The organism is bacterium, from assembly GCA_041649255.1.
GTDB lineage: Bacteria > Hydrothermota > UBA3073 > JACQXS01 > JAQTXJ01 > JAQTXJ01.
The window spans coordinates 16,254-36,522 of record JBAZNK010000022.1 but is presented as its reverse complement, the minus strand read 5'-3'; the positions used below and the strand labels follow the sequence as shown (position 1 = coordinate 36,522).

General features: G+C 37.4%; 18 protein-coding genes and 1 tRNA gene. 8 read left to right on the top strand and 11 right to left on the bottom strand.

Annotated elements, in window-relative coordinates; genetic code table 11:
* Positions 1-166 precede the first annotated feature (166 nt).
* The 9 genes from WC614_12610 to WC614_12570 all read right to left on the bottom strand — a co-directional run bounded on the left by WC614_12610 (position 167) and on the right by WC614_12570 (position 9,299).
* Positions 167-3,367, bottom strand: a complete 3,201-nt coding sequence (locus tag WC614_12610) for a C10 family peptidase (protein ID MFA5033841.1) — start codon at positions 3,365-3,367, stop codon at positions 167-169.
* 181 nt (positions 3,368-3,548) lie between these two features.
* The gene (locus tag WC614_12605; protein MFA5033840.1) at positions 3,549-3,908 is read right to left on the bottom strand and encodes a DUF5655 domain-containing protein; all 360 of its coding nucleotides are present in this window, start codon (positions 3,906-3,908) and stop codon (positions 3,549-3,551) included.
* A gap of 35 nt (positions 3,909-3,943) precedes the next feature.
* Complete coding sequence (locus WC614_12600; GenBank protein MFA5033839.1) at positions 3,944-4,693, bottom strand: peptidase E; 750 nt, start codon at positions 4,691-4,693, stop codon at positions 3,944-3,946.
* 74 nt (positions 4,694-4,767) lie between these two features.
* Positions 4,768-4,852 (bottom strand) — tRNA-Ser (locus WC614_12595).
* Positions 4,853-4,924: 72 nt separating this feature from the next.
* Positions 4,925-5,140 (bottom strand): DUF167 domain-containing protein, encoded by a 216-nt coding sequence (locus WC614_12590; protein ID MFA5033838.1) that lies wholly within the window; start codon positions 5,138-5,140, stop codon positions 4,925-4,927.
* A 1-nt stretch (position 5,141) separates the two neighbouring features.
* Positions 5,142-6,584, bottom strand: a complete 1,443-nt coding sequence (locus tag WC614_12585) for an RtcB family protein (protein ID MFA5033837.1) — start codon at positions 6,582-6,584, stop codon at positions 5,142-5,144.
* 38 nt (positions 6,585-6,622) lie between these two features.
* Complete coding sequence (locus WC614_12580; GenBank protein ID MFA5033836.1) at positions 6,623-7,741, bottom strand: hypothetical protein; 1,119 nt, start codon at positions 7,739-7,741, stop codon at positions 6,623-6,625.
* 8 nt (positions 7,742-7,749) lie between these two features.
* Positions 7,750-8,160: an archease gene (locus tag WC614_12575; GenBank protein MFA5033835.1), complete on the bottom strand. Its 411-nt coding sequence runs from the start codon at positions 8,158-8,160 to the stop codon at positions 7,750-7,752.
* A gap of 248 nt (positions 8,161-8,408) precedes the next feature.
* Entirely contained in the window at positions 8,409-9,299 is an 891-nt protein-coding gene (locus tag WC614_12570; protein MFA5033834.1) for an isoaspartyl peptidase/L-asparaginase, read from the bottom strand.
* A 191-nt stretch (positions 9,300-9,490) separates the two neighbouring features.
* On the opposite strand from WC614_12570, the gene WC614_12565 reads away from it, so the two are divergent.
* Both WC614_12565 and WC614_12560 read left to right on the top strand, forming a co-directional pair.
* Positions 9,491-10,591, top strand: coding sequence for an SGNH/GDSL hydrolase family protein (locus WC614_12565; GenBank protein ID MFA5033833.1), 1,101 nt, complete (start codon positions 9,491-9,493; stop codon positions 10,589-10,591).
* A gap of 127 nt (positions 10,592-10,718) precedes the next feature.
* Positions 10,719-11,573, top strand: a complete 855-nt coding sequence (locus WC614_12560) for a glycosyltransferase family 2 protein (protein ID MFA5033832.1) — start codon at positions 10,719-10,721, stop codon at positions 11,571-11,573.
* Here the strand turns inward: WC614_12560 and WC614_12555 are convergent.
* Together WC614_12555 and WC614_12550 are read right to left on the bottom strand one after the other, a co-directional pair.
* Entirely contained in the window at positions 11,518-12,435 is a 918-nt protein-coding gene (locus WC614_12555; protein ID MFA5033831.1) for a glycosyltransferase family 2 protein, read from the bottom strand. The genes WC614_12560 and WC614_12555 overlap by 56 nt on opposite strands.
* A gap of 15 nt (positions 12,436-12,450) precedes the next feature.
* Positions 12,451-13,740 carry a glycosyltransferase gene (locus WC614_12550; protein MFA5033830.1) on the bottom strand — a complete coding sequence of 430 codons (1,290 nt, stop codon included), beginning with the start codon at positions 13,738-13,740 and terminating at the stop codon, positions 12,451-12,453.
* 235 nt (positions 13,741-13,975) lie between these two features.
* On the opposite strand from WC614_12550, the gene WC614_12545 reads away from it, so the two are divergent.
* From WC614_12545 to WC614_12520, 6 genes are all read left to right on the top strand, one after another.
* Positions 13,976-14,482: a putative immunity protein gene (locus tag WC614_12545; protein MFA5033829.1), complete on the top strand. Its 507-nt coding sequence runs from the start codon at positions 13,976-13,978 to the stop codon at positions 14,480-14,482.
* A 93-nt stretch (positions 14,483-14,575) separates the two neighbouring features.
* Positions 14,576-15,421 carry a methyltransferase domain-containing protein gene (locus tag WC614_12540; GenBank protein MFA5033828.1) on the top strand — a complete coding sequence of 282 codons (846 nt, stop codon included), beginning with the start codon at positions 14,576-14,578 and terminating at the stop codon, positions 15,419-15,421.
* A 1-nt stretch (position 15,422) separates the two neighbouring features.
* Positions 15,423-16,898 (top strand): radical SAM protein, encoded by a 1,476-nt coding sequence (locus WC614_12535; protein ID MFA5033827.1) that lies wholly within the window; start codon positions 15,423-15,425, stop codon positions 16,896-16,898.
* Positions 16,888-17,964 carry a radical SAM protein gene (locus WC614_12530; protein ID MFA5033826.1) on the top strand — a complete coding sequence of 359 codons (1,077 nt, stop codon included), beginning with the start codon at positions 16,888-16,890 and terminating at the stop codon, positions 17,962-17,964. The genes WC614_12535 and WC614_12530 overlap by 11 nt, the downstream gene beginning before the upstream one ends.
* A 571-nt stretch (positions 17,965-18,535) precedes the next feature.
* On the top strand, positions 18,536-19,006 hold the full coding sequence (rfaE2, locus tag WC614_12525) for a D-glycero-beta-D-manno-heptose 1-phosphate adenylyltransferase (protein ID MFA5033825.1): 471 nt from the start codon (positions 18,536-18,538) through the stop codon (positions 19,004-19,006).
* Between the two features lie 224 nt (positions 19,007-19,230).
* On the top strand, positions 19,231-20,187 hold the full coding sequence (locus WC614_12520; GenBank protein ID MFA5033824.1) for a tetratricopeptide repeat protein: 957 nt from the start codon (positions 19,231-19,233) through the stop codon (positions 20,185-20,187).
* The last annotated feature ends 82 nt before the right edge of the window (positions 20,188-20,269 follow it).

The following is a 20,269-nucleotide window of genomic DNA, read 5'->3' as shown; positions in this document are numbered from 1 at the left end:
TATGGTTTTTTTCAGTTCCGTTCATTGTTTAATAATTAGCAAAAAAAAAGAGACTTGCAAGAAAAAACTTTTTAAAGGATGAAAAATTAGGATATTAAATTTCTCGAGTAGTTTAAAAAAACACAAGCCCTTTGGAATGTTCCAAAGGGCTTGTGTTCTAATTAGTTTATTTCAATAAGGTCAGTTTCTTTGTCGTTACGGATTTATCCGTTTCAAGGCGATAGAAATAAATACCGTTTCCAAGTTTATTGCCTTTGTCATCTTTGCCATTCCAGAATGTATTGTATTTGCCTGCGGTTTGTTCCTCTTGTATTAAAGTTCGTACCGGTCTGCCTGATGCATCGTAGATTTTAAGCGTAACTTTTGTAGCGTTAGGCAAAGCATATTCAATTTGAGTTACTGAATTTGCCGGGTTAGGATAGTTTTGTGACAAGTTGAAAGAGAAACTCTGGTTTTCTTCTACGCCTAAGTGCACAACAACGAATTTAACCGGTTCAACATAAGAACCTTCGTCGGGATCATCAGAAGCGATAGTAAGAGTGCCAAGATGTGTCCCGTTGCTAAGGCCTGTTTTATTGACTATTACAGTAACGTTCTGAGAACTGCCGGCCGGGACTGTAAAACTTGTAGGTGATACGGAAGTAATCCATGATTGGCTCTTGGTAATATTGGTTACATTCAAACCCCCGCCACCGTCGTTTCTGACCGTCATTGTTTGTAATGTGTCATAAGTGCCGCCACCTCCACCGTAAGAAACGATAGCGCGGATGAAATAGGTTTCTGTCCATGCTGCCCATCCGGAACCATTATAATCCCAAGCTCTTCCATTATTAGTTTGGTTTGCCCCGATTCGCGCAATAGTATCTATCATATTAAAAGAAGCAACAAAATCTCCGGTAACATTTATATTAGATGCCGAGACATCCGTTGTATTCCATCCCCCTGAAGTTGAAGATACGTTTCCTGTTTCCAACAATTGAGTGCCCGGCGCACTTCCTGTCCAGTTATAAAGTCCTACTTTATAGGTTTGCGCATTGGTGCAATATATTTGGACGGCCATAATCTGGCAAGACTGTGTAGGGGTCATTCTTGATCCCATTCTTGCTCCGGCGCCCCATGCATAATTACCTGTTACGTTGTTATCATCGTATATAAGCGTATCAAGAGTGGCTTTAGAATCCAGACAACAAGAGAAAGTTAGCGGAGATTGGTTAGCGTCTTGCGTAACTCTTATTGAAGGTGCAAATTTTTTGTTTTCATTTTTATTTAAAAGACAAACATTATTTTTTGTTAAAACCAATTTGTTGTCAGTATAAGCTTCTTTCGGAGGGCAAGAATAGGAAAGCGCTTTCTTTCCACTGTCGTCCCATGTGAATCTCAAAGTATCTTGAGTAACTGCAATATCCGGAGTTGAGGAAGGTATATAGAACTTGATGGGAACGTTTGTTGGACTTTCGTCCGGGTCATTGGAAGTAATAGTTAAATGCCCATAATGATAACCCGTACTTAAGCCGTCTTTTGTAACTGTTACCGTAACATTTTGAGTCCCTTTAGCGCTAACATTAAATACCGTAGGTGTTACAGCCGTTATCCATGAATCACTGACTGTAATATTTGAAATGTTAAGAGTTGCCGTTCCGGGGTTAGATACGACTAAAGTCCTTACCGTATCATAACTGCCGCTGGTTACGATAGATCTAATCAGCAATTCTCCTGTAGCACCAAAAATTCCAGCGTTAACTAGGTTCCACGAGCCGTTGTAATAATAGCTTCTTCCTATCTTAACAGTTGTATCTGCCATATTAAAAAATACATTATTTGCTTTTTGCATCCATCCAACCCAGAAATTACCGGCATCTATAACCGCAGGTGTTGGAAGATTTTTCTTTTCCCAATTTTGAGTTACTGTAGGTGTGTAGGTAAAGGCACTAACCAAATTAGTTCCGGGACCCCCTCCATTATCACTCCATATATGAACTTCGCAAGAAGTATCTTTTGCTCCGGGAAACCAAATTACGGATTTCAAAGTGCAAGGATATGCTTCGGGGGTAAATCTTGTTGCCATACCCCAGCCATTAGAAACGCCATAACCCCAATTAGGGGTGCTGGCATAATATAATGTATCTGTTATGCCTTTTGTTGAAGGAGATAATAACCTTTTTTTACTACCGGTCCATGTAAATCTTAAAGTATCCGGCGAAACAGATATATCCGGGGTCGGGACAGCCGGTTTAATAAGAATTACTGCAGCTTGACTGCTATTAAAGTTATAACTTGCCGGGGTCAAGTCAGTTAAGTAGAAATACCCATTCTCGCTCCCTTCCCATCCCCAGTTAAAATGAAAATAAGTATTTGTGCTGTATCCATCCATAACAAAAGCGTGTCCGCCTGAACCCTGTCCTGAATAAAGAACCGGTCGGCTGCTGTCTAATTCCGTCCTCATTATACGAGCCCATGCAGTATCTGTTGAGTAACTTGACCTGTATATTATACCAAGGTTTTCATTGTAGGAAAAATAGGTTTTAAGTGCGTAAACCGGCGAAGGAACATAAGCGCCGGAAGCGCTGGTTCCGTATCTCATATTAACGGCAACTCCGCAATGAAACAACAATGTACCGACAGCATTTCTCTGGTTTGTGGTTGAGCTTGAAAGAGAAGTTGGCATATTTCCCCAATCGTAAGTTGTTGCCCCAAAATCAGCCGAAACAGTTTGCGCACAACCGGCGGTGTCGTAATAAGAATGTGACCCTACACCCTGTGTCGGATGGTTGAAATACTTCATTATTTGCCCCATAGCTACGGCTGCACAACCAACAAGACAGTGTGTTCCGCCAATCATCGGGCATTGAGTATTGTAAATTATGGGAGAACCACCGTAAATATTTTCTTGCGCCCAGGTAGTAGTAAGCAAAGGGCTTACGGCTTTCTCCTTAGAACCTTTTACAAAATATTGTGGCTCAATAGTTAAGTTGTTCCACTGGTCAACGTTTTGTCTCGGAGCTTTTGTAAGGTTATCTTTTACGTATATGATTTGTTTTTTGTAATTATCCATCCATTCGTCAAACTGGATCGGATGATTGGTAGCGGTATATTGTCCTTCAAAAGAGTATCCAAGAATAGGGACGGTTGCATCTTCCGCACTTACGATTACGAAACCATTTGGCTTGAAATTGAAAATATAAAAAAGATTTCCTTTGGTGCTGGATTCTGTAAAATTATCTGTTACGGAAATTTGGCTTTTAGTTAGATTCCCTTTATCGTAATACCAGTTCTTTGCAACTTTTTCTGCCGTTTGTATTGATACAGGGGCGGCAAAGAGAAAATTCCCTGAAAAGAGAATAACTAACGAAATCAAAAATTTTCGCATACTACCTCCTTTTATAAGTTATATGGGGGTTATATAAACATATCCCATTATAATACGAATATGTTACATAATTGGAAAGATGTCAAGTTGATTTTTTATTATCTTTTTAAGTTATATTTCAACATACAAAAGAACTTTGCATAGGGGAAAATTGCCAGGGGGGAGCTCTTTTAAACCTAATTTATTCGCAGGATTGCTTAATCCAATCAATTAGTTCCTTGTCTATATCTTTTGATTCCTTTATATCCAAAAAATATGCCCACCTTCTCTTTTGAAATTGTAAAGTTTTTTTAATTCTGGGGCTTTTGAGCATTTTGCGCAAAGTAATTTCAACGATTATCTTTTTTGTTTGAACACGGAAAGCGGCGAATACAAGTGTATGTATTAAACCGATATACGCTTTTCCAATTTTATATTCAAAATATAGTTCTTTTTCCAGTTTTGTAACCAGTTCATCAAACAATGGCTTCATTGAAACTCTCTCACCACGAAAGTGATAATCAAGCGGAAACGTAGATTCTTTATTAATCTTGATTTTCATAAAAAAGTCAAATTTTTCTTTGGCGGCAAAATTTTTTACTTCTTCAATAAATCTTTTAATGATTTCAATTTCTTTTCTTTTTTTATTACTTCTTCGTAATACCTATTTGCTTTCCAGTATACTTTATAAGCGTTTGCAGATGTTTTTGAACTTATAATTCGATATTTGGCATCAATAATTATCATTGCACAGCGATTGTCTATGGCAATTGAAATTCCGGATGTTTTCTTCATAATCTTTTTGAGGGCTGGCTTTCGATATTTTTCAAAATCATAGTGTGGGCAATGAAGAGCTTTTATTAACCCTAGACCAGATACTTTTATAAAATCTGCATTAGGGTTGATAGATTTCTTAGAATCAGAAATTCCCCATTCAAACCAACAAATTGATCCGGCGCTTAACCCTGAAAGAACAATGCCTCTCCCATAAGCCTGTTTTAAAATCTTATCAACTCCGGTCGTTCTCCATATTTTCATCATTTTCAAGGTATTACCACCGCCGACATAAATTATGTCTGTTCCAAAAATCTTTTCCTCAGTTTCTTTTTTGCTAAGATTTTTGTTTATTAAGTACAAAACATCAATTTTACACCCAAGTTTTTTGCCAAAATGTTTTTTTACGATTTCGAAATACAATTCCGAATCAGCGCTTGCGGTTGGAATGAAAAGTAATCTTGGATTTTTCTTTCCGGTTAGATTTATTATTTCTTTGTCTATTTGGGTGGTTTCAACAGGATAGCCAGGTCGCCCTATTTCGCCACCGCCGATCACAACAATTTTTTTCATAAATTCATCCAAAGCTTATTTTAACCCTTTTTACGTTAAAAATCAGATGATGAGAACTACAAGGATTTTCTAACTGGCGGAGGGTGAGGGATTCGAACCCCCATGGGATTACTCCCGGCAGATTTCAAGTCTGCTGCCTTACCGTTAGACTAACCCTCCATTTTTGACAGGAAGCATTTTAATTCAAACACATAAGAAGTCAAGAACTTTGTCTAAAGAATAAGCGAGAGGTTATCTTATTTCAACAATCTTATGTTTAGATGTTAATCCTTTTAGAATAATAACCTGAGACTTTGAAACATTAAAATGTTCGGCTAATAATTTTATAACGGCTTCGTTCGCCTTGTTTTCTATAGGAGGCGCTTTGACATAAACCAAATAACCGGCATCGGTCTTTTCTACTTTTTCCTGTTTTGATTTTAGTTTTACCGTTACGGAAATTTTCATTTTATCCCTTTGCAATAGCCAGGGGAATCACTCTTGCAATCTTCTTAGATATCCCCGCGCAATGAACGGAATCTACTACTTCATCTACGTCTTTATATGCATCCGGCGCCTCTTCGGCAAGGGTTTTTGGGCTTGTAGCCCGGACGTATTTTCCGTTGGCCTGAAGTTCTTTTTTTATTTGTTCTCCCCTGTATTCTTTAAGAGCCTTATTTCTGCTCATAGCTCTTCCTGCGCCGTGACAACTTGAAGCAAAAGCTTCCTCTGCAGTGTCTGTACCGACAAGCACATAAGATGCCGTTCCCATAGAACCTGCAATTAATACGGGTTGTCCCACACTGCGGTATAAGGGAGAGACGGATATATGTCCGGCAGGAAATGCAGAAGTTGCTCCTTTACGGTGAACGTAAACTTCCCGGAGTTTACCTTTAACATCGTGTCTTTCGAGTTTACAGATATTATGGCACACATCATAAACGCTGTGCATTTCAAACTGTTCCCAGTTTCTGCCCATTGTCTGTTCAAAACTTTCTCTTATCCAGTGGGCAATAATCTGGCGGTTGCAAAATGCGTAATTGGCTGCGCATTTCATTGCGGAAAAATAATCCTGCCCTTCCGGAGAGTTGGCTGGAGCGCATACAAGTTGAGGGTCAGGCAAGCTGATTTTGTATTTTGAGGCAGCTTTTTCGTGGAGTTTTAAGTAATCCGTTGCTACCTGATGTCCCAATCCTCTTGACCCGCAATGCACCATTATGGTTATCTGTCCCTTGAAATTAATGCCGAAAACCTTTGCAATTTCCGGCTCATAAATTTCGTCTACTGCCTGTACTTCAAGAAAATGGTTTCCTCCTCCAAGCGTTCCTAGTTGAGGCGCACCCCTGTTTAAGGCCTCTTTAAAAACTTTTGATGAATCGCCGTCTTTTATGCTTCCGTATTCTTCAATGCATTCTAAATCCCTGTTTGTCCCGTATCCTTTTTTTATTGCCCATTCCGCTCCGTTAGTAAGAACATCGTCAAGTTCTCTCGAATTAAGGTTTAACCTGCCTTCCGAGCCCACGCCGCAGGGTATATTTTTGAATAAGGTATCTATGAGTTTGCTTAAATGTTCTTTTATTTCATCAAAACTTAAATTAGTTCGCAGCATTCTTACTCCGCAGTTAATGTCAAATCCGGTACACCCGGCAGATATGACTCCTTTTTCCCTGTCAAAAGCGCCAACCGCGCCCATCGGCAAACCATACCCCCAGTGCATATCCGGCATCCCGATAACCGGTTCGATTATTCCCGGCAAACACGCTACGTTGGTTAATTGTTCGATTGCCGTGTTTTCTAATGTATCCAGTATTTCTTTATTCGCATAAATAACTGCATCTACATTCATTCCCGGGCGCACATTCTTTGGAATAAGCCACTTATAATCCGATAATTTCTGTAATTTGTCTCGCATAGTTTATCCTTTACTTCTTTATTTCCCCAATAAAGATATTAATTGTGAAACTGTATTGCAAGTCTCCATGGATACCAATCCATAGGGTCTACTGTCAAATCAATGTGAATCTTATTTGTTAAATGATATCCGATTCCCACGCTGGGGTCAAACCAATATTTGATTGCCTGCGGATATATTTCTGTGCCGCAACGCAAAGCTAAATTGCCTATGTTTCTCTCTCCTCCGATTGTAACTTGGTCAGGATGTTTTAATTGGATACCATCGGAAAAGATTTCATTAAAAACGAAGTCCATTCCAATAAGCGTTTGGTTGTCCGGATGAATGGCAAAACCAAGCGGTATATTAACACATTTATAATTACTCTCCGATATTTGTTTGTATTCTGTAATTCCGCCAATACTCAACCAATTAAAAATCTTCTTTTTTGCATATACTTTAAAAGAAGTGTAAGCAAAGTAACGAATCCTTCCCCAACCGGAATACGGCTCTTCTTTGGTGGATATAAAGTCAATAGTTGCGGAAATGTTTTTAATTTTATTACTTGCAATTCCTATTGTATATTCGGATGTAACGGGAACATCTCCGGTATACGAATATGAAAAATACTCGTTTCCGCGTCGATCCATACCTATTTCTGTTCTTCTTGAGTCTGTATAGAATCGTGATAGAACACCAATATTTATGTATTTTGTACTAAACGCCCCGGTAAAAAAATAACTGCGGTAAATATATTGAGTATAATATGCATCTCTAGCAAGTTCTTTGCTTATTTCATAGTAGCGCCAATTTGCTCCCGTAGCTACATTTTCTGTGTATCCTCCACCTAATACTGCTTTCTTTTTAATAGGATATAAAATTAAACCGTTCACATTTCTTTCGTAATCGTAATGCCTAACAGGCAAAAGCTCATAGTTATCCAGATCTTCTAAATCAAAAAAACCGTTATCCCATTCAGTATACCCTGAAAGCGCATCAAACAAAACTACAGGTTGATTAAAATTAAGATATTTCGCGGGATTTGCTTGTGCTTCACTTTCGGTGTCTTCTAGGGCAACATATATATTTCCCATTCCGGCAAGACGGACAGAACTTCCATTCGCATTTGTTGTTGCAAACAATATTCCTAAAGCCAAACATAAAAAATACTTTGTCATAGTTTCTCCTATATGTCCAGGGTTACTCTTGCCGAAAAACCTTTATCAGTTTCGTGTATCTTAAAACCATAATACGGTATTCCTTTTACAAGAGTTTCGCCTTTTCCCTGACTCATTTTTTCTCCGCTTGCCTCAGCAGATAAACATAATCCGGAAATTTTATTTATCTTAAATCGGGATAAAAACAATCCGTGAATATCGCTTCGAGTTAATAACGCAGAAAGCCAATCATATAGTAATTTTTCTTTAGATTCCGAGGACAGTTCAATTTTAATAGTAGTCGTTGGTTTTATTTTTTCAACCCGGCATATAACCGAAAACATTGCCATTGCAGAATTCTCGAGCAACTCCTCAAATGTCTTGCCGTAAGCCTCAAACATAACGTCAGAAGTCAAATCGTCCAGTAATTTGTATTTCATTTTTTATCTTATATCCTTTTACTCTTGAATTGTCAATATAAAACCAATCACATAAAACACAGAGAAAAAACAGATTGTAACCACGAGATTACACACGATTTACACAAGAAAAGAAAAATAAAAAAAAGATACAAAAGGATAGAACAGGATTAAAAAAAGATTAATACCTACCAAGAAAAGACGGTAGGCAGGCGAGATTAACACAAGAATATAAAACGAGGATACAGAGAGGGGATAAAGGTTGTTTTTTATTTACAGTGTTGAATTTTCCCGTTTTCATCAACATACGCCCACAGCATTTTAGGAGTATTGAACCCGAATCCTATCCTGCCTTTTTTGTCCAGAGCAATTATTCCGGCATCGCCCTTCATATCGCCGATAAGTTTAATAGCCTTATTTACGGCGGCTTGAGGGGACATAGTTTTCATCGAATCGCATACGAATTTTGCGGTTCCGAGTTTTATAAGGCATTCGCCCCATCCGGTGCAGCTTACCGCTCCGGTTTTACAGGCATAAGTGCCCGCGCCGATAATCGGCGTATCCCCGACTCTGCCCGGCAAATCCATAATCACGCCTCCCGTGGATGTTGCTGCGGCAAGGTTTCCGAACTTATCCATTGCGCAAGCGCCGACCGTTCCGTATTCGTCAATCAATTTTTTTATTTTCGGGAAATATCGTTCCGTCGTGTTTTTGCCCATTTTTAATTTCTTGATGTCTTTTTCGAGTCGTTCTTTGCTTTTTGCGGTTACGGGATTATATTTCGGGAATCCCATAATTCTTGCAAACCGTTCCGCGCCTTCGCCTACCAGAAGTATATGGTCGGTTTCTTCCATTACTTTTCTTGCTATAAGAATAGGATTTTTGACTCTTTTTATTCCTGCCACGGCGCCTGCTTTCATATCATCCGTCATAATTGAAGCATCAAGTTCCGCTTCGCCTTCTATGTTCAGGACGCAACCCGTTCCCGCGTTAAAGTACGGATTATTTTCGAATTCAACTACGGATGCCTGAACCGCATCAAGGGCTTTACCGCCGGATTTTAAGATTTCGTAGCCTATTTTGCAGGCTTTGACAAGCCCGGGAACCCTTATGGCAAAATCCGTTATGTTCCCTGCGCCGCCGTGAACGATAAATTTCATTTAAGTGTACAATATTATATTTGTCTAAAATGTCAAGTCCAATCCGCAATTCATTTTACTGTCAAAATGCTCCGGGCTCTGCGAACGCTTGTTTCTATCTGCCCGTAAATGACATAAAAAATTTCATACGCAGGATTCGTTTTAATTTAAACTTGACTCAAACTTACTTAAGAAGTATTTTGAATTATATTATGAAGCCCAAATTTCTCTTATATGAATTGATAATTATAACTACTGCTCTTGTTCTCGCTTGTCTTATCGGAGAAGGTATTACAAGAAAGTTCTTCCCGTTTCCCCAGACCCCGCCCATTCGCGAATTTGATTCAAATTTAGGCATAGAAAGATTGAGAAAAAATATAGACGGGTTTTTCAAGCTGGATAATGCTTATTTAAGTTCTTTTCATATAAATTCACAGCGAATGAGGGAAAACAAGGAATACAACTACACAAAAGACAAACAAAGTTTTCGCATACTGGGACTTGGAGATTCCTTTACTTTCGGTTTATGGGTAAACTCCGAAGACACATACTTGAAAGCGATGGAAAGGATGCTTAACTCAAATATAAAACCAAAAAAATTTGAAGTAATAAATGCGGGAGTTCCGCAGTATGGCACCGTGGAAGAATTGATATTCCTTGAAAATGAAGGTAAAAAGTTTAATCCCGACCTTATAATCGTGGGGTTTTACGTCAACGACGTAGAAGAAAATGCTCGCAATTCAAATTTTACGTTAAAAGATGGCGTATTAACAAAAACCAAACAAGTTCTGTACGAACATTCTTCTCATAATAAGATTAAGGAGTTTTCGCAAAACATTCCTGTTTATTGCTTCTTATCCCAGCATTCACAGATGTTTAATAGGATGCGAATACAAATCGGTGAGTTGTTATATTATCGCAAATTATATTCTGACCTTACAAAAAATCAAAATATCCCGCAAGATATGCAAAGGGAAGAATACAACTGGGAACTTACAAGGGCAATATTGCTTAAGATGGGAGACGTTGCCCAAAGCATAAATGCAAAACTGTTAATTGTTATTATTCCCCCTTACGAAACCCTGTCCACAATAAAATTGGATGCGGATAACCACACTCCGGCATACGTACGTTTAATGCCGATTATTTCAAAAGATGTTTATATTCTTGACCTTCCTCCGGGATTATTTGTCAAATCCAAAGACCGATTATACTATAAAAACGACTTTCATTGGACTGGAGAAGGACATAGAATCGGAGCAGAAGGTATTTTTGACTACCTACTAGTACATAAAGAACTTCTTTCGCTTTAATCGAAAGGGTTAGAGTCGTTCTTTATTAACCTCTTAGCCAAATTAATAGATAATTCGAAAAGCATAACAAGATAAGAAAGCTTATTTTACATTTGACAATTGAATTATAACTATTATTTTTTACGCAATGACAAATGTTTCAATAATAATCGTTACCTGGAATTCTGAGGAGCATATCCAAAATTGCCTGAACTCTATTGATAAATCCTATGAAATAATTCTTGTGGATAACGACTCGAAAGACTCTACATTAAAAAACGTTAAAACAAAATTCCCATACGTTAAAATAATTAAAAACACCACCAATCCCGGATTGTCAAAAGCTACTAACCAGGGGGTACAAATTGCAACTCACGACTACCTGCTCTTATTAAACCCGGATGTTATAATGAAAAAAGATACCATCGAGAAGTTATGCAGTTTTATGGATTCGCGCAAAGATATTGCGATTTGTGGCCCGCAGTTTTTTTATCCAAATGGAAAGCTACAACCTTCCTGCAGGGAACTACCTACATTTAAAAACTTGTTTTTTGAGGCTTCAGGACTTGGCAAATGTTTTCACGGTTGGAAAATGCGGTATTTCGACCATAAGACTACAAGAGAAGTGGAACAAATAATGGCTTCCTGTTTGCTTATAAAAAAGGCTGTCTTCAATGAAGTTGGTGGGATGAATGAAAGATACCCGATATTTATGAACGATGTAGCTTTGTGTTACGACGTAAAAGAAAAAGGATATAAAACGTATTTTTGTGCCGATATCAATGTGATTCATTATCACGGTGCATCTACCCGAAAAATGGGACGCAAGAAAATAATCGAATGGCACTGGAGTATGTATCGCTACTTAAAAGACCATTCTCCCAATGCTTTTTTATCGGCAGTATACGGAACGTTGTTGCTTGGCGGAGCTATGTTGCGGGTATTATTTAGTTTGCTTTTTTCGTGGATAGGAGTTCTTTTCTCACGGACAAAAAAAGCTTAATCCCCAGAATTTTTCCTCTTGCAGAAGCAGATAAAAAACCAAAGGAATTTATTAATGAGCTGGATACTATTACTTTTAAAATGCCGGGGTTATGAGTCTGTCCTATAAGAAAAGTATAAATAAGAAATAATGGTTTTTTTATCCAAAAACCATATCTTAAAATTAGATAAGTTGTGTTTTTAGAATGCATAAAAATATTTTTTTCATTACTTTTTTGTTCGTTATATTTGAAATGTTTTACTTTTATGTCAGGACTGTAAATAAGTTTATAACCGCAGGATTTAATCTTAAAACATACCGGTTGTTCCCACCAATAAAATCCGGTTACATTCTCATCAAAAGTCGTTATTAATTCTTTTCTAAAACTTATATTTGCACCCTTTAGAAAATCTACTTCTTGTGGAGCAAGAAGTAGATTATGATGATTGCCAATCAATCTTCCCCATGCTGTCAATTTTCCAACCGTTTTGACTGTTTTTGCTTTACTTAATTTATCATATCGGTAAATTTCATCCCTTCCTCCAACGCCTCCAATATTTTGTGCGCTATTGTATGTTTGTATGATCTTTTGCAACCAGTCTTCATAGGGTTCTGTATCCGAGTCTGTAACACAAATGATTTCTCCGATGGCAGCTCTTACGCCATTACTAAGAGCTGTCGCTTCAGAATAAGGTTTTCCCATTTGTATGGTTTTAACATTGAAACGATAGTTGCCTAAATTGTTTTGTTTGTCTGAAACAATAATCACTTCTTTTGGTAAGATTGTTTGATGATTTATTGCTGTCAAGCAACGCAATAAGTAATCAAAAGAATTATTAAATACGGGTATAATAATAGATACGGTCATATCTTTCAATTCCATTCAAGACGAGTTTTTTTATTGCCTGTTTTGTTTGGAATGGGGATAGAAATAAATTTCATTTAATCTTTTTACGTTCCGGTTTAATGAGAACACTTCTTCAACAAGTTTAAATCCATTCTCCCTGAACCGAGTATAGTTTTTTAATAATTGTAATTCATTTTGTATGGAATTATTTAATGTGTCAACTACAATTCCTGCCTGATATTTTTTTACGAGCGGCGCAATTCCTTCCTGCCAGTGCGTAACTATTATTGGTAAACCTGCCGAGAGATATTCTCCATCCTTTACGCCTATCCCATAGGGAGTGGCAATTGCCATAGATTCCAGATGCAATCCGACATCTCCAATCAAGATGTGTTTTGGCACTTCTTCCGGTGGCAGAGATAGAACGGTTAAATCTTTCTGCTTAATCCCTGTTTCTTTTGCCAGGGCTATAATTTCTGTTATCTTTTGTTGTATCCCATAAAAAATTACAAGATGCGCATTTGGTTGGATTGTCTTAAAATGAATAAAATATTTTAATGTGAGCGGTATATCTTTTGGAGTCCCAAATGTCCCGGAATGCAAAAGAACAAATTTGTTTTGTACCCCATATTCTTCTCTTACGGCCTTACGTAATGTTTCATCGGGCTTAAAGTGTAATGGGTTAACACAATTGGGCCAAAAAATTACTTTGGATGTTCCGGACTTTATTGTTTTTTTTTGCACATATTCCTTGAATGGTTCGGAAGTAGTCACAACATAAGAAGCGGATTTTATTAACTTGAGTTCAATAAGTTTCCACAACCTGTAGCTCCACGATTTTCTGCTGAATATCCCTGCTTCTATTCCTTTTTCGGGATAAAGGTCACGCATATCAAAAATATAAGGTATTCCCAGAAGCAAACCGGTTAAAAATACAATTAGCGTTGCAGGATAATTTCGTGAATGAACAAGATTAATTCTATATCGTAATAAAATATAAAAAAGTATTGGTAGACTGCAAATAGTATACAAGCATAACCACCAGATGTTTAGATGAAATCCTTTGCATCTTATTGGAAAAAGAATTGGTATAAACTTACAGTAAACATTGTTTTTACTTAGCCAGCTTTTTATTCTTTTCCTATTGTTTTTATAAATTATAAAGCTTTTTAATAACTTGTCCCTTGAAACCCACTGGTTAATGGGGATAAATCCTATATATATGAATTTGTTCCCCCTGTCTTTTTGTGCAATTTCTGCAATAGGTTCTAAAAGCTGGTATTCTATTACTGACGAATAAAATGCTCGCTCAATAGTCGTAAAGACAAGAACTCTTTTCATTTTTCTATAATACCAACTCGCATATAATCCCCTGGATCTTGCCCTTAGGGTTTGTTGTTCCGTTTTGGCGGCCCAGTCTTTTGGGTGAAAAGTAGATTAGTTTAGTTGAGATTATCGTATTAGTCAATGTTTTTCTCTTTTTGTTTCAGGCATATATTCTGAAAAAATAGTTCTTTCGTATTTTAGTTGACGTATAAAAATAAATTATGTAAAAGTATATATTGAAGACAATAAAATGAAAAAATCAAAATTTTCAATTACATATAAAGTAGCGCCAATTATAAAACTTGTAAACAAAACCGACCATAAAACATTAGCAGTCTGGGCAATTGATTGTACCGAACGTGTCCTGCCGTACTTTGAGGAAAAATATCCGGAAGACCATCGTCCTCGAAACGCGATTACAACTTTACATAAATGGATAAAAACGGGCGTATTTAAAATGGCGGATATACGCAAGGCTGCGCTTGCATCTCACGCGGCTGCCCGCGAAGTAAACGAGGATAATCCTGCTCGTTCTGCTGCCCGCGCCGCCGGTCAAGCGGTGGCAACCGCACATGTTCCCACTCATTCCGTTGGTGCGGCAAGTTATGCCTTGCAAGCTGTATATAGAGCCGCTATCCTCTCTAACGCCGATGATGCCGTAGCAAAAGAACGGGATTGGCAACTCCAACACTTGTCAGATTTGAGAAAAAAACAAAAGGATGTAGAAACCCCCAACTCTAAAATAATTGACTTTTAATGCAGTCGTTCTTATTATACGTTAAACAGAGAAGATAATAAAGTATCACAAGCATCTTGCTTGTGGTTCGTTGTTGTGTCTGATAAAATATATATGGAACAAAATATCGGTAGTCATCCAACGGATGTGAGTTATCGTAATTTTTACGAACACTATAGGGCATCTATGTACGCCGCTCTATATGATACCGTAGAAATATTTAAACGAAAATATATAATACGTTTATTGCAAAATAAACTAAACCAACATACAAAAATTTTAGACATAGGCGCAGGAAGCGGTATTATGGGTGAGGCAACACTGAACCCAAATAATTATTTTTGTATGGATATCGCTTTTAATCGCATTAAACTTCATTCTCTTTATACCAAAATAAAAGGATGCTCAAACCTTTCTATCCAGGGTGATGCTTGTGTCCTGCCTATAAAAAACAAGAGTTTTGACATTGTTTTTTGCATAGAAACATTAGAACATATCAAATACGATAGAGAAGCATTAAAAGAAATTAATCATATACTCAATGCAAATGGGAAACTTCTCTTAACCATTCCTTATGATGAAAAACCTGTCAAAGAATTATCCGCAAGCAATTCCCATATCAATACCTATAACGAAAATATAATAAAAAAATTGGCATTAGAATCGGGATTCTCGATTGAGAAAATAGTTTTCATAAGCAAAATTGTTTATTTGTGCTGGACGCTTCCCAAACATATCATTTATCTTTTATGGTTGAGTTTTACGGGGCGATTGCTAAAAAGACTTAAAGGAATCGAAGTTCCCTCTTATTACAATACGACTATTCACAGAAAATTCATTCTGCCCGTTTCTATGTTTATTCTTCGTTTTATTAATTCCCTTGGCCTGGCATATACTAAAACTCCGTATACTTTTTGCGGGAAAGCTCCGGGTATGATTGTTATATTAAAAAAACAATAAAATGGCTTCTAAAGATTTTAAAATATGTTTAATACAACCCGGGATGTATTCCTTTATTAAGGGCGTAGGCAAACAATTCAGACCCGAACCCCTTGCTTCTATCCCCCTGCTTTATCTTGGAGCCGTTCTTCAAAAAGAAGGTTTTACCAACATTAAAATAATTAACTGCATTGCGGATAAAGATATGCATACGGCAAGAGACAGGGAGTTCATAAGAACGACTATCCCTGCACCAAAATTGGCAAAAAAAATAAAAGACTTCAACCCCGACGTTATCGGGATAACCTGTATGTACAGTCAGAACCTGCCCGAGGCAGTAAGTGTGGCGCGGATAGCCAAAAAGGTTCTTCCAAACGTTCCCGTAATTTTAGGCGGAGTACATATAACCGGGCAGCCTATCGAAACATTAAAACAATACAATTGTTTTGATATTGGGGTTATAGGCGAAGGCGAAAAAACTATAGTTGAACTCATAAAACACATCAGTAGTAAACGGGATTCGGAAGCCCTTAAAAATATTAACGGAATATGTTTCAGGCAGGACAATGAAATAATCCTCACTCCCCCGCGGGATTTTATTTCCGACCTCGATACCATTCCATTCCCTGCCTATGAACTTGCAGATTTGAAAAACTTTCCCAATATGTATATGCTTACCAGCAGGGGGTGTCCATACCAATGCACTTTTTGCGCATCCCAACTAAACTCCGGGAAAAAATGGAGAGCCCATTCCGTTGATTACCTGATAGAACATATAAAACTTCTTATTCATAAATACAACATAAAACACATACCTTTTCTGGACGATAATTTTGCGCTTAATCTGGAACGGGTTTCAAATCTTACGGACAGAATTATTGAAGAGAAACTGGATTTCCAATGGGATGTGTTGATGAGAGCAGAAAGGGTTTCAAAGGAACTGCTCTTGAAAATGAAAAAAGCGGGATGCCAACATATTACAATCGGCGCGGAATCGGGAGACCAGGAATTTTTGAATAAGGTTATGAAGAAGAATTTACATCTGGAAGATGTTGTAAGATTTGCAGAATTATGTGAAGAGATTGATATGCCGCTTACGGTTTTGTTTATGGTTGGGATGCCCGGGGAAAACGAACAAACCCGCAAAAAGACCATAGAATTCCAGAGGCTTTTATGGAAGAAAAATTGTGTCAGGGCGGTAACGCCCTCAATCGCTACTCCTTTTGTGGGGACGAAATTATATGAAATTTGCAAAGAAAAAGGATATTTTGAACATGACCCGACTCCCGAAGAACTTGCAAAAACGTTTCTTGGACTTAGCGGAAGTCTTATAAAAACAAAGAATTTTACTCCCGACGATACTATTCGATTCGCAATCAGGTCACACCTTATACAATTTTCTAATCCCGGCAAACTATTACGCAAAGTCTTTACGCATCGTTCTAAAGCTATTTTAAGATTATTTTCAATTATAGGCTCATTAAACAATGTCAAATAATTTAAACTTGTTTTCCCGTTATTATAAAACACACGGGATGAAAATATTCCTTTATCCGGAAGTTATGTACAGATGGATGCTTAACAAACGAGATGCGAGGAACAGACCGATATTTGTGAAAAGCCGGCCGAATATTATCCAGATAGAATTAACCAATATTTGCAACCTTTCGTGTAAACACTGTTACAGACATTTAACAAAACAACAATTAGGCTATATGAAAAAAGACGTTTTCGAAAAGATTATTTCAGAGTTTAAATCTCCCGTATCAATAGGATTATACGGAACCGGCGAATCTATGCTTCATCCCGAATTCTTTGATTTTGTGGAATACGCAAGAAAACGGCACAGGTTTTCTACCATTACTTTAACGACAAACGGAACTTTATTAAATGAAACATCCGCGCAAAAGATTATTGGTTTACGTATTGATAAAATATGCATTTCGCTTGATGCCGCGACGCCTGAAACTTATGTGAAAACAAGAGGAAAAGACAGTTTTAATCAAATACTTGAAGGCATTCGTATACTAATTAACGCACGAGAAAAAATGCATTCAAAAACGCCATTAGTCGGGGTAAATTTTGTAATCCTTGAGGAAAACAAAAAAGAGATTTTAGACTTCGTAAAACTTACGGTATCTCTTGGAGTTGATTTCATAGGAACATTAAGGTTTCCGCTTCCGATTTCCCCGGAAGGCGCTTACATAGATAAGTCAAAAACATCTCTGGAAGGAATTTACAATCAACTGGTTGAAGCAAAAAAATACATAGAAACGAGGAAGTTATTTATTAAAGAGAGTCTTATACAGAATCCTGAAACGGTATTTAATTTTGGCGACAGGAAAGGATTTTTCTGTTCTGCGCCGTGGGAGTATCCGCAGATAACGTGGGAGGGCGAAGTTACTCCCTGTTGTGTCATTCCTTTTTCGGAAGTTTATTCGCTGGGAAATATAGGAAAATCCTCTTTCGGGGAAATATGGAATAATCCCGAAATATGTGCTTTCCGGAGAAAAATAAAAAAATCCATCCCGCCGATAAATTGGTGTAAAAAGTGTTTTTATTAATTAGAGTGAAGATAAAATTATTCATAGTATAGTAATAAAATAATAATACAGTCCAAAAACAAAAAAAGTCTTTCACCGCAGAGTCGCAGAGCACGCAGAGAGTAGGGAGAGCTAAAATTTTCCACACAACTATTTATTGTCCATTCTATGTTTTAATCCGTGAAAATCCCTGTCTACCGGTAGGCAGGCGTGGCTGAAATTCTTTCTGTTTTTGGTTCGTTTTTCTTTTTTTTGTATCTGCGCTCATCTGTGTTTATCCGCGGTTAAATTTTCTTTTTTTTTGTCTGTTTTTTTAGTTGGACTTTGCGCCGTAGGAGCATTAAACCAACTTATCCAGCTCAGTTGGGGTATTTGCTCTCTGCGTTCTCTGCGACTTTTTGTTTTGTGAAATTCTCTGTTTCTTTTCGTGCCTTTCTTCCTTATTTTATTTGTGCTTTCGTGGTAAGCTTTGTTTTTTGTTCTCTTTTTTTCTGTTCCCTATATACTACCTACTTCATACTATCTACTTTTTTCCCCTCTTTCAAAAACTTTATTGACAGAATTCACATTACGATTAAATTCTTAAATTAAGATGGGCGAACTTGTTAATCTTGAAAAAGCAAAATCTATAACAGAGAAAGCAAAATCTACCGGCGCAAGAGTCGTTTTTACTAATGGCTGTTTTGACCTTCTGCATCCCGGCCACATAGAATGTTTGCGTGTCGCCAAAGAACTCGGGGACATATTAATTGTCGGCTTGAACAGCGATAGTTCTGTTCGCGGGCTCAAAGGTCCGGAGCGTCCGATTCTTTCCGAATCTGCGCGCGCTTTGATTTTATGCGCAATAAGGTATGTGGATTACGTAGTTATATTTTCCGAATCCACACCTCAAAAAGTAATAGAAACTTTGAAACCAAGTATCATTGTAAAGGGTGGAGACTACAAACCGGATGCCGTTGTCGGACATGAAGTCGTAGAAAAAGAAGGCGGGTGTGTAGTCATAGTCCCTCAGGTCCCCGACTACTCCACAACCAATATAATAAACAAACTGAATAAGAAGTAACGCAAGCTTCCAGCTTGCCTGCCGTTAGGTATGGCTTGAGGTATGTAAAGTAGAGTGAAAACAGTTTTCACCGCAGAGACGCAGAGATCGCAAAGAACAGAATACAAAAAATCAACCACAGAGTACACAGAGTAAAGAAAGTGATAGGGTTAACAGAAAACAAATTAAAACGATAGAGGGCACAGAGGAAACAAAAGAGAACACAGAGGAAAAGGAAAAGATATATGAATAGAACAGTGGTTTCTATATTTGTTTCAATAGTTTGTATGATACAATTTTGTTCTGCTTCTGACAAAGAAGGACTTCTTTTAAAAATTATTCCTACGAAAAAAGTGTTTTTATTAGGGGAATCGGTATGGGTAAAATTTATACTAAAGAATAATACTAAAGTTCCGAAAGAAGTTAAAGTATATTCCTCCGAATTGATGGGAATCTTTCACTTTTTAAATTCCAAGGGCAAGGAATTTAGTTGTGTTACAGCAATGCCGGGTCAGATTGGCCCTATCCCTACTACAACTTTTAACCCAGGGGATTCTAGGGTAAGATATTATGATTTAAACAGAGGTTTATCAGAGTATCCTCTATCGAAACTATTAAAAGAAGACAGCTACATTATAGAAATCCCCCCGGCATCAAGCTGTCCCGATATTAAAGAAATTATTTCCGAACCGGCAAAGTTTGAAATAAAACAACCAACAGGAGAAGAAAAACAAGCTTTTGAACTTTTTGAGAATGCTTGTAAATATTCCATTACATGCTTTATGAGAGAAAAGCCCTCCCAAACGGACACAAACATAATAAAAGCAAGGGAATATTTCCATAAATTAGTAGATACTTATCCCAGAAGTGTTTACGCTCCTTATGCTCAATACAGGATTTGTACCACGAAAAATTTCTCGGAAAATCTTTCGGAATGGGCAGAGACTCAGGGACCTATTGAATGGAAGAAATTATCAGAAAATTATCTGGAACTTGCAGAATACAATCCATCTATTGTTTCGTATCTTACGGGGTCTTTTGAAGGAGCGGGAAAAACAGACGAAGCAAAAAAGTATTTACAAAAAATACTTGCTAAATATCCCAATTCAAACCGTGCAGAAAAAGCAAAAAACATTTTAGAACGCTTAAAAATAGACGAGGGCAAACATATTAGAGCACTTGAAAAACAAAAGAAATCTTGAAATGTAATCTGTTTTAATCTGCGTCCATTCGTGTTTATCTGCGGTTAAAATTCTCTCTTTTTTGTCTGTCCCCTGGTGTTTT

Coding starts and splice junctions, on each gene's coding strand:
- WC614_12575 (MFA5033835.1), bottom strand. CDS start 8,160: ATGAAATACAAATTACTGGACGATTTGACTTCTGACGTTATGTTTGAG.
- WC614_12605 (MFA5033840.1), bottom strand. CDS start 3,908: ATGAAAATCAAGATTAATAAAGAATCTACGTTTCCGCTTGATTATCAC.
- WC614_12550 (MFA5033830.1), bottom strand. CDS start 13,740: ATGAAAAGAGTTCTTGTCTTTACGACTATTGAGCGAGCATTTTATTCG.
- WC614_12555 (MFA5033831.1), bottom strand. CDS start 12,435: ATGGAATTGAAAGATATGACCGTATCTATTATTATACCCGTATTTAAT.
- WC614_12560 (MFA5033832.1), top strand. CDS start 10,719: ATGACAAATGTTTCAATAATAATCGTTACCTGGAATTCTGAGGAGCAT.
- WC614_12585 (MFA5033837.1), bottom strand. CDS start 6,584: ATGCGAGACAAATTACAGAAATTATCGGATTATAAGTGGCTTATTCCA.
- WC614_12565 (MFA5033833.1), top strand. CDS start 9,491: ATGAAGCCCAAATTTCTCTTATATGAATTGATAATTATAACTACTGCT.
- WC614_12540 (MFA5033828.1), top strand. CDS start 14,576: ATGGAACAAAATATCGGTAGTCATCCAACGGATGTGAGTTATCGTAAT.
- WC614_12530 (MFA5033826.1), top strand. CDS start 16,888: ATGTCAAATAATTTAAACTTGTTTTCCCGTTATTATAAAACACACGGG.
- WC614_12545 (MFA5033829.1), top strand. CDS start 13,976: ATGAAAAAATCAAAATTTTCAATTACATATAAAGTAGCGCCAATTATA.
- rfaE2 (MFA5033825.1), top strand. CDS start 18,536: ATGGGCGAACTTGTTAATCTTGAAAAAGCAAAATCTATAACAGAGAAA.
- WC614_12520 (MFA5033824.1), top strand. CDS start 19,231: ATGAATAGAACAGTGGTTTCTATATTTGTTTCAATAGTTTGTATGATA.
- WC614_12610 (MFA5033841.1), bottom strand. CDS start 3,367: ATGCGAAAATTTTTGATTTCGTTAGTTATTCTCTTTTCAGGGAATTTT.
- WC614_12580 (MFA5033836.1), bottom strand. CDS start 7,741: ATGACAAAGTATTTTTTATGTTTGGCTTTAGGAATATTGTTTGCAACA.
- WC614_12600 (MFA5033839.1), bottom strand. CDS start 4,693: ATGAAAAAAATTGTTGTGATCGGCGGTGGCGAAATAGGGCGACCTGGC.
- WC614_12570 (MFA5033834.1), bottom strand. CDS start 9,299: ATGAAATTTATCGTTCACGGCGGCGCAGGGAACATAACGGATTTTGCC.
- WC614_12535 (MFA5033827.1), top strand. CDS start 15,423: ATGGCTTCTAAAGATTTTAAAATATGTTTAATACAACCCGGGATGTAT.
- WC614_12590 (MFA5033838.1), bottom strand. CDS start 5,140: ATGAAAATTTCCGTAACGGTAAAACTAAAATCAAAACAGGAAAAAGTA.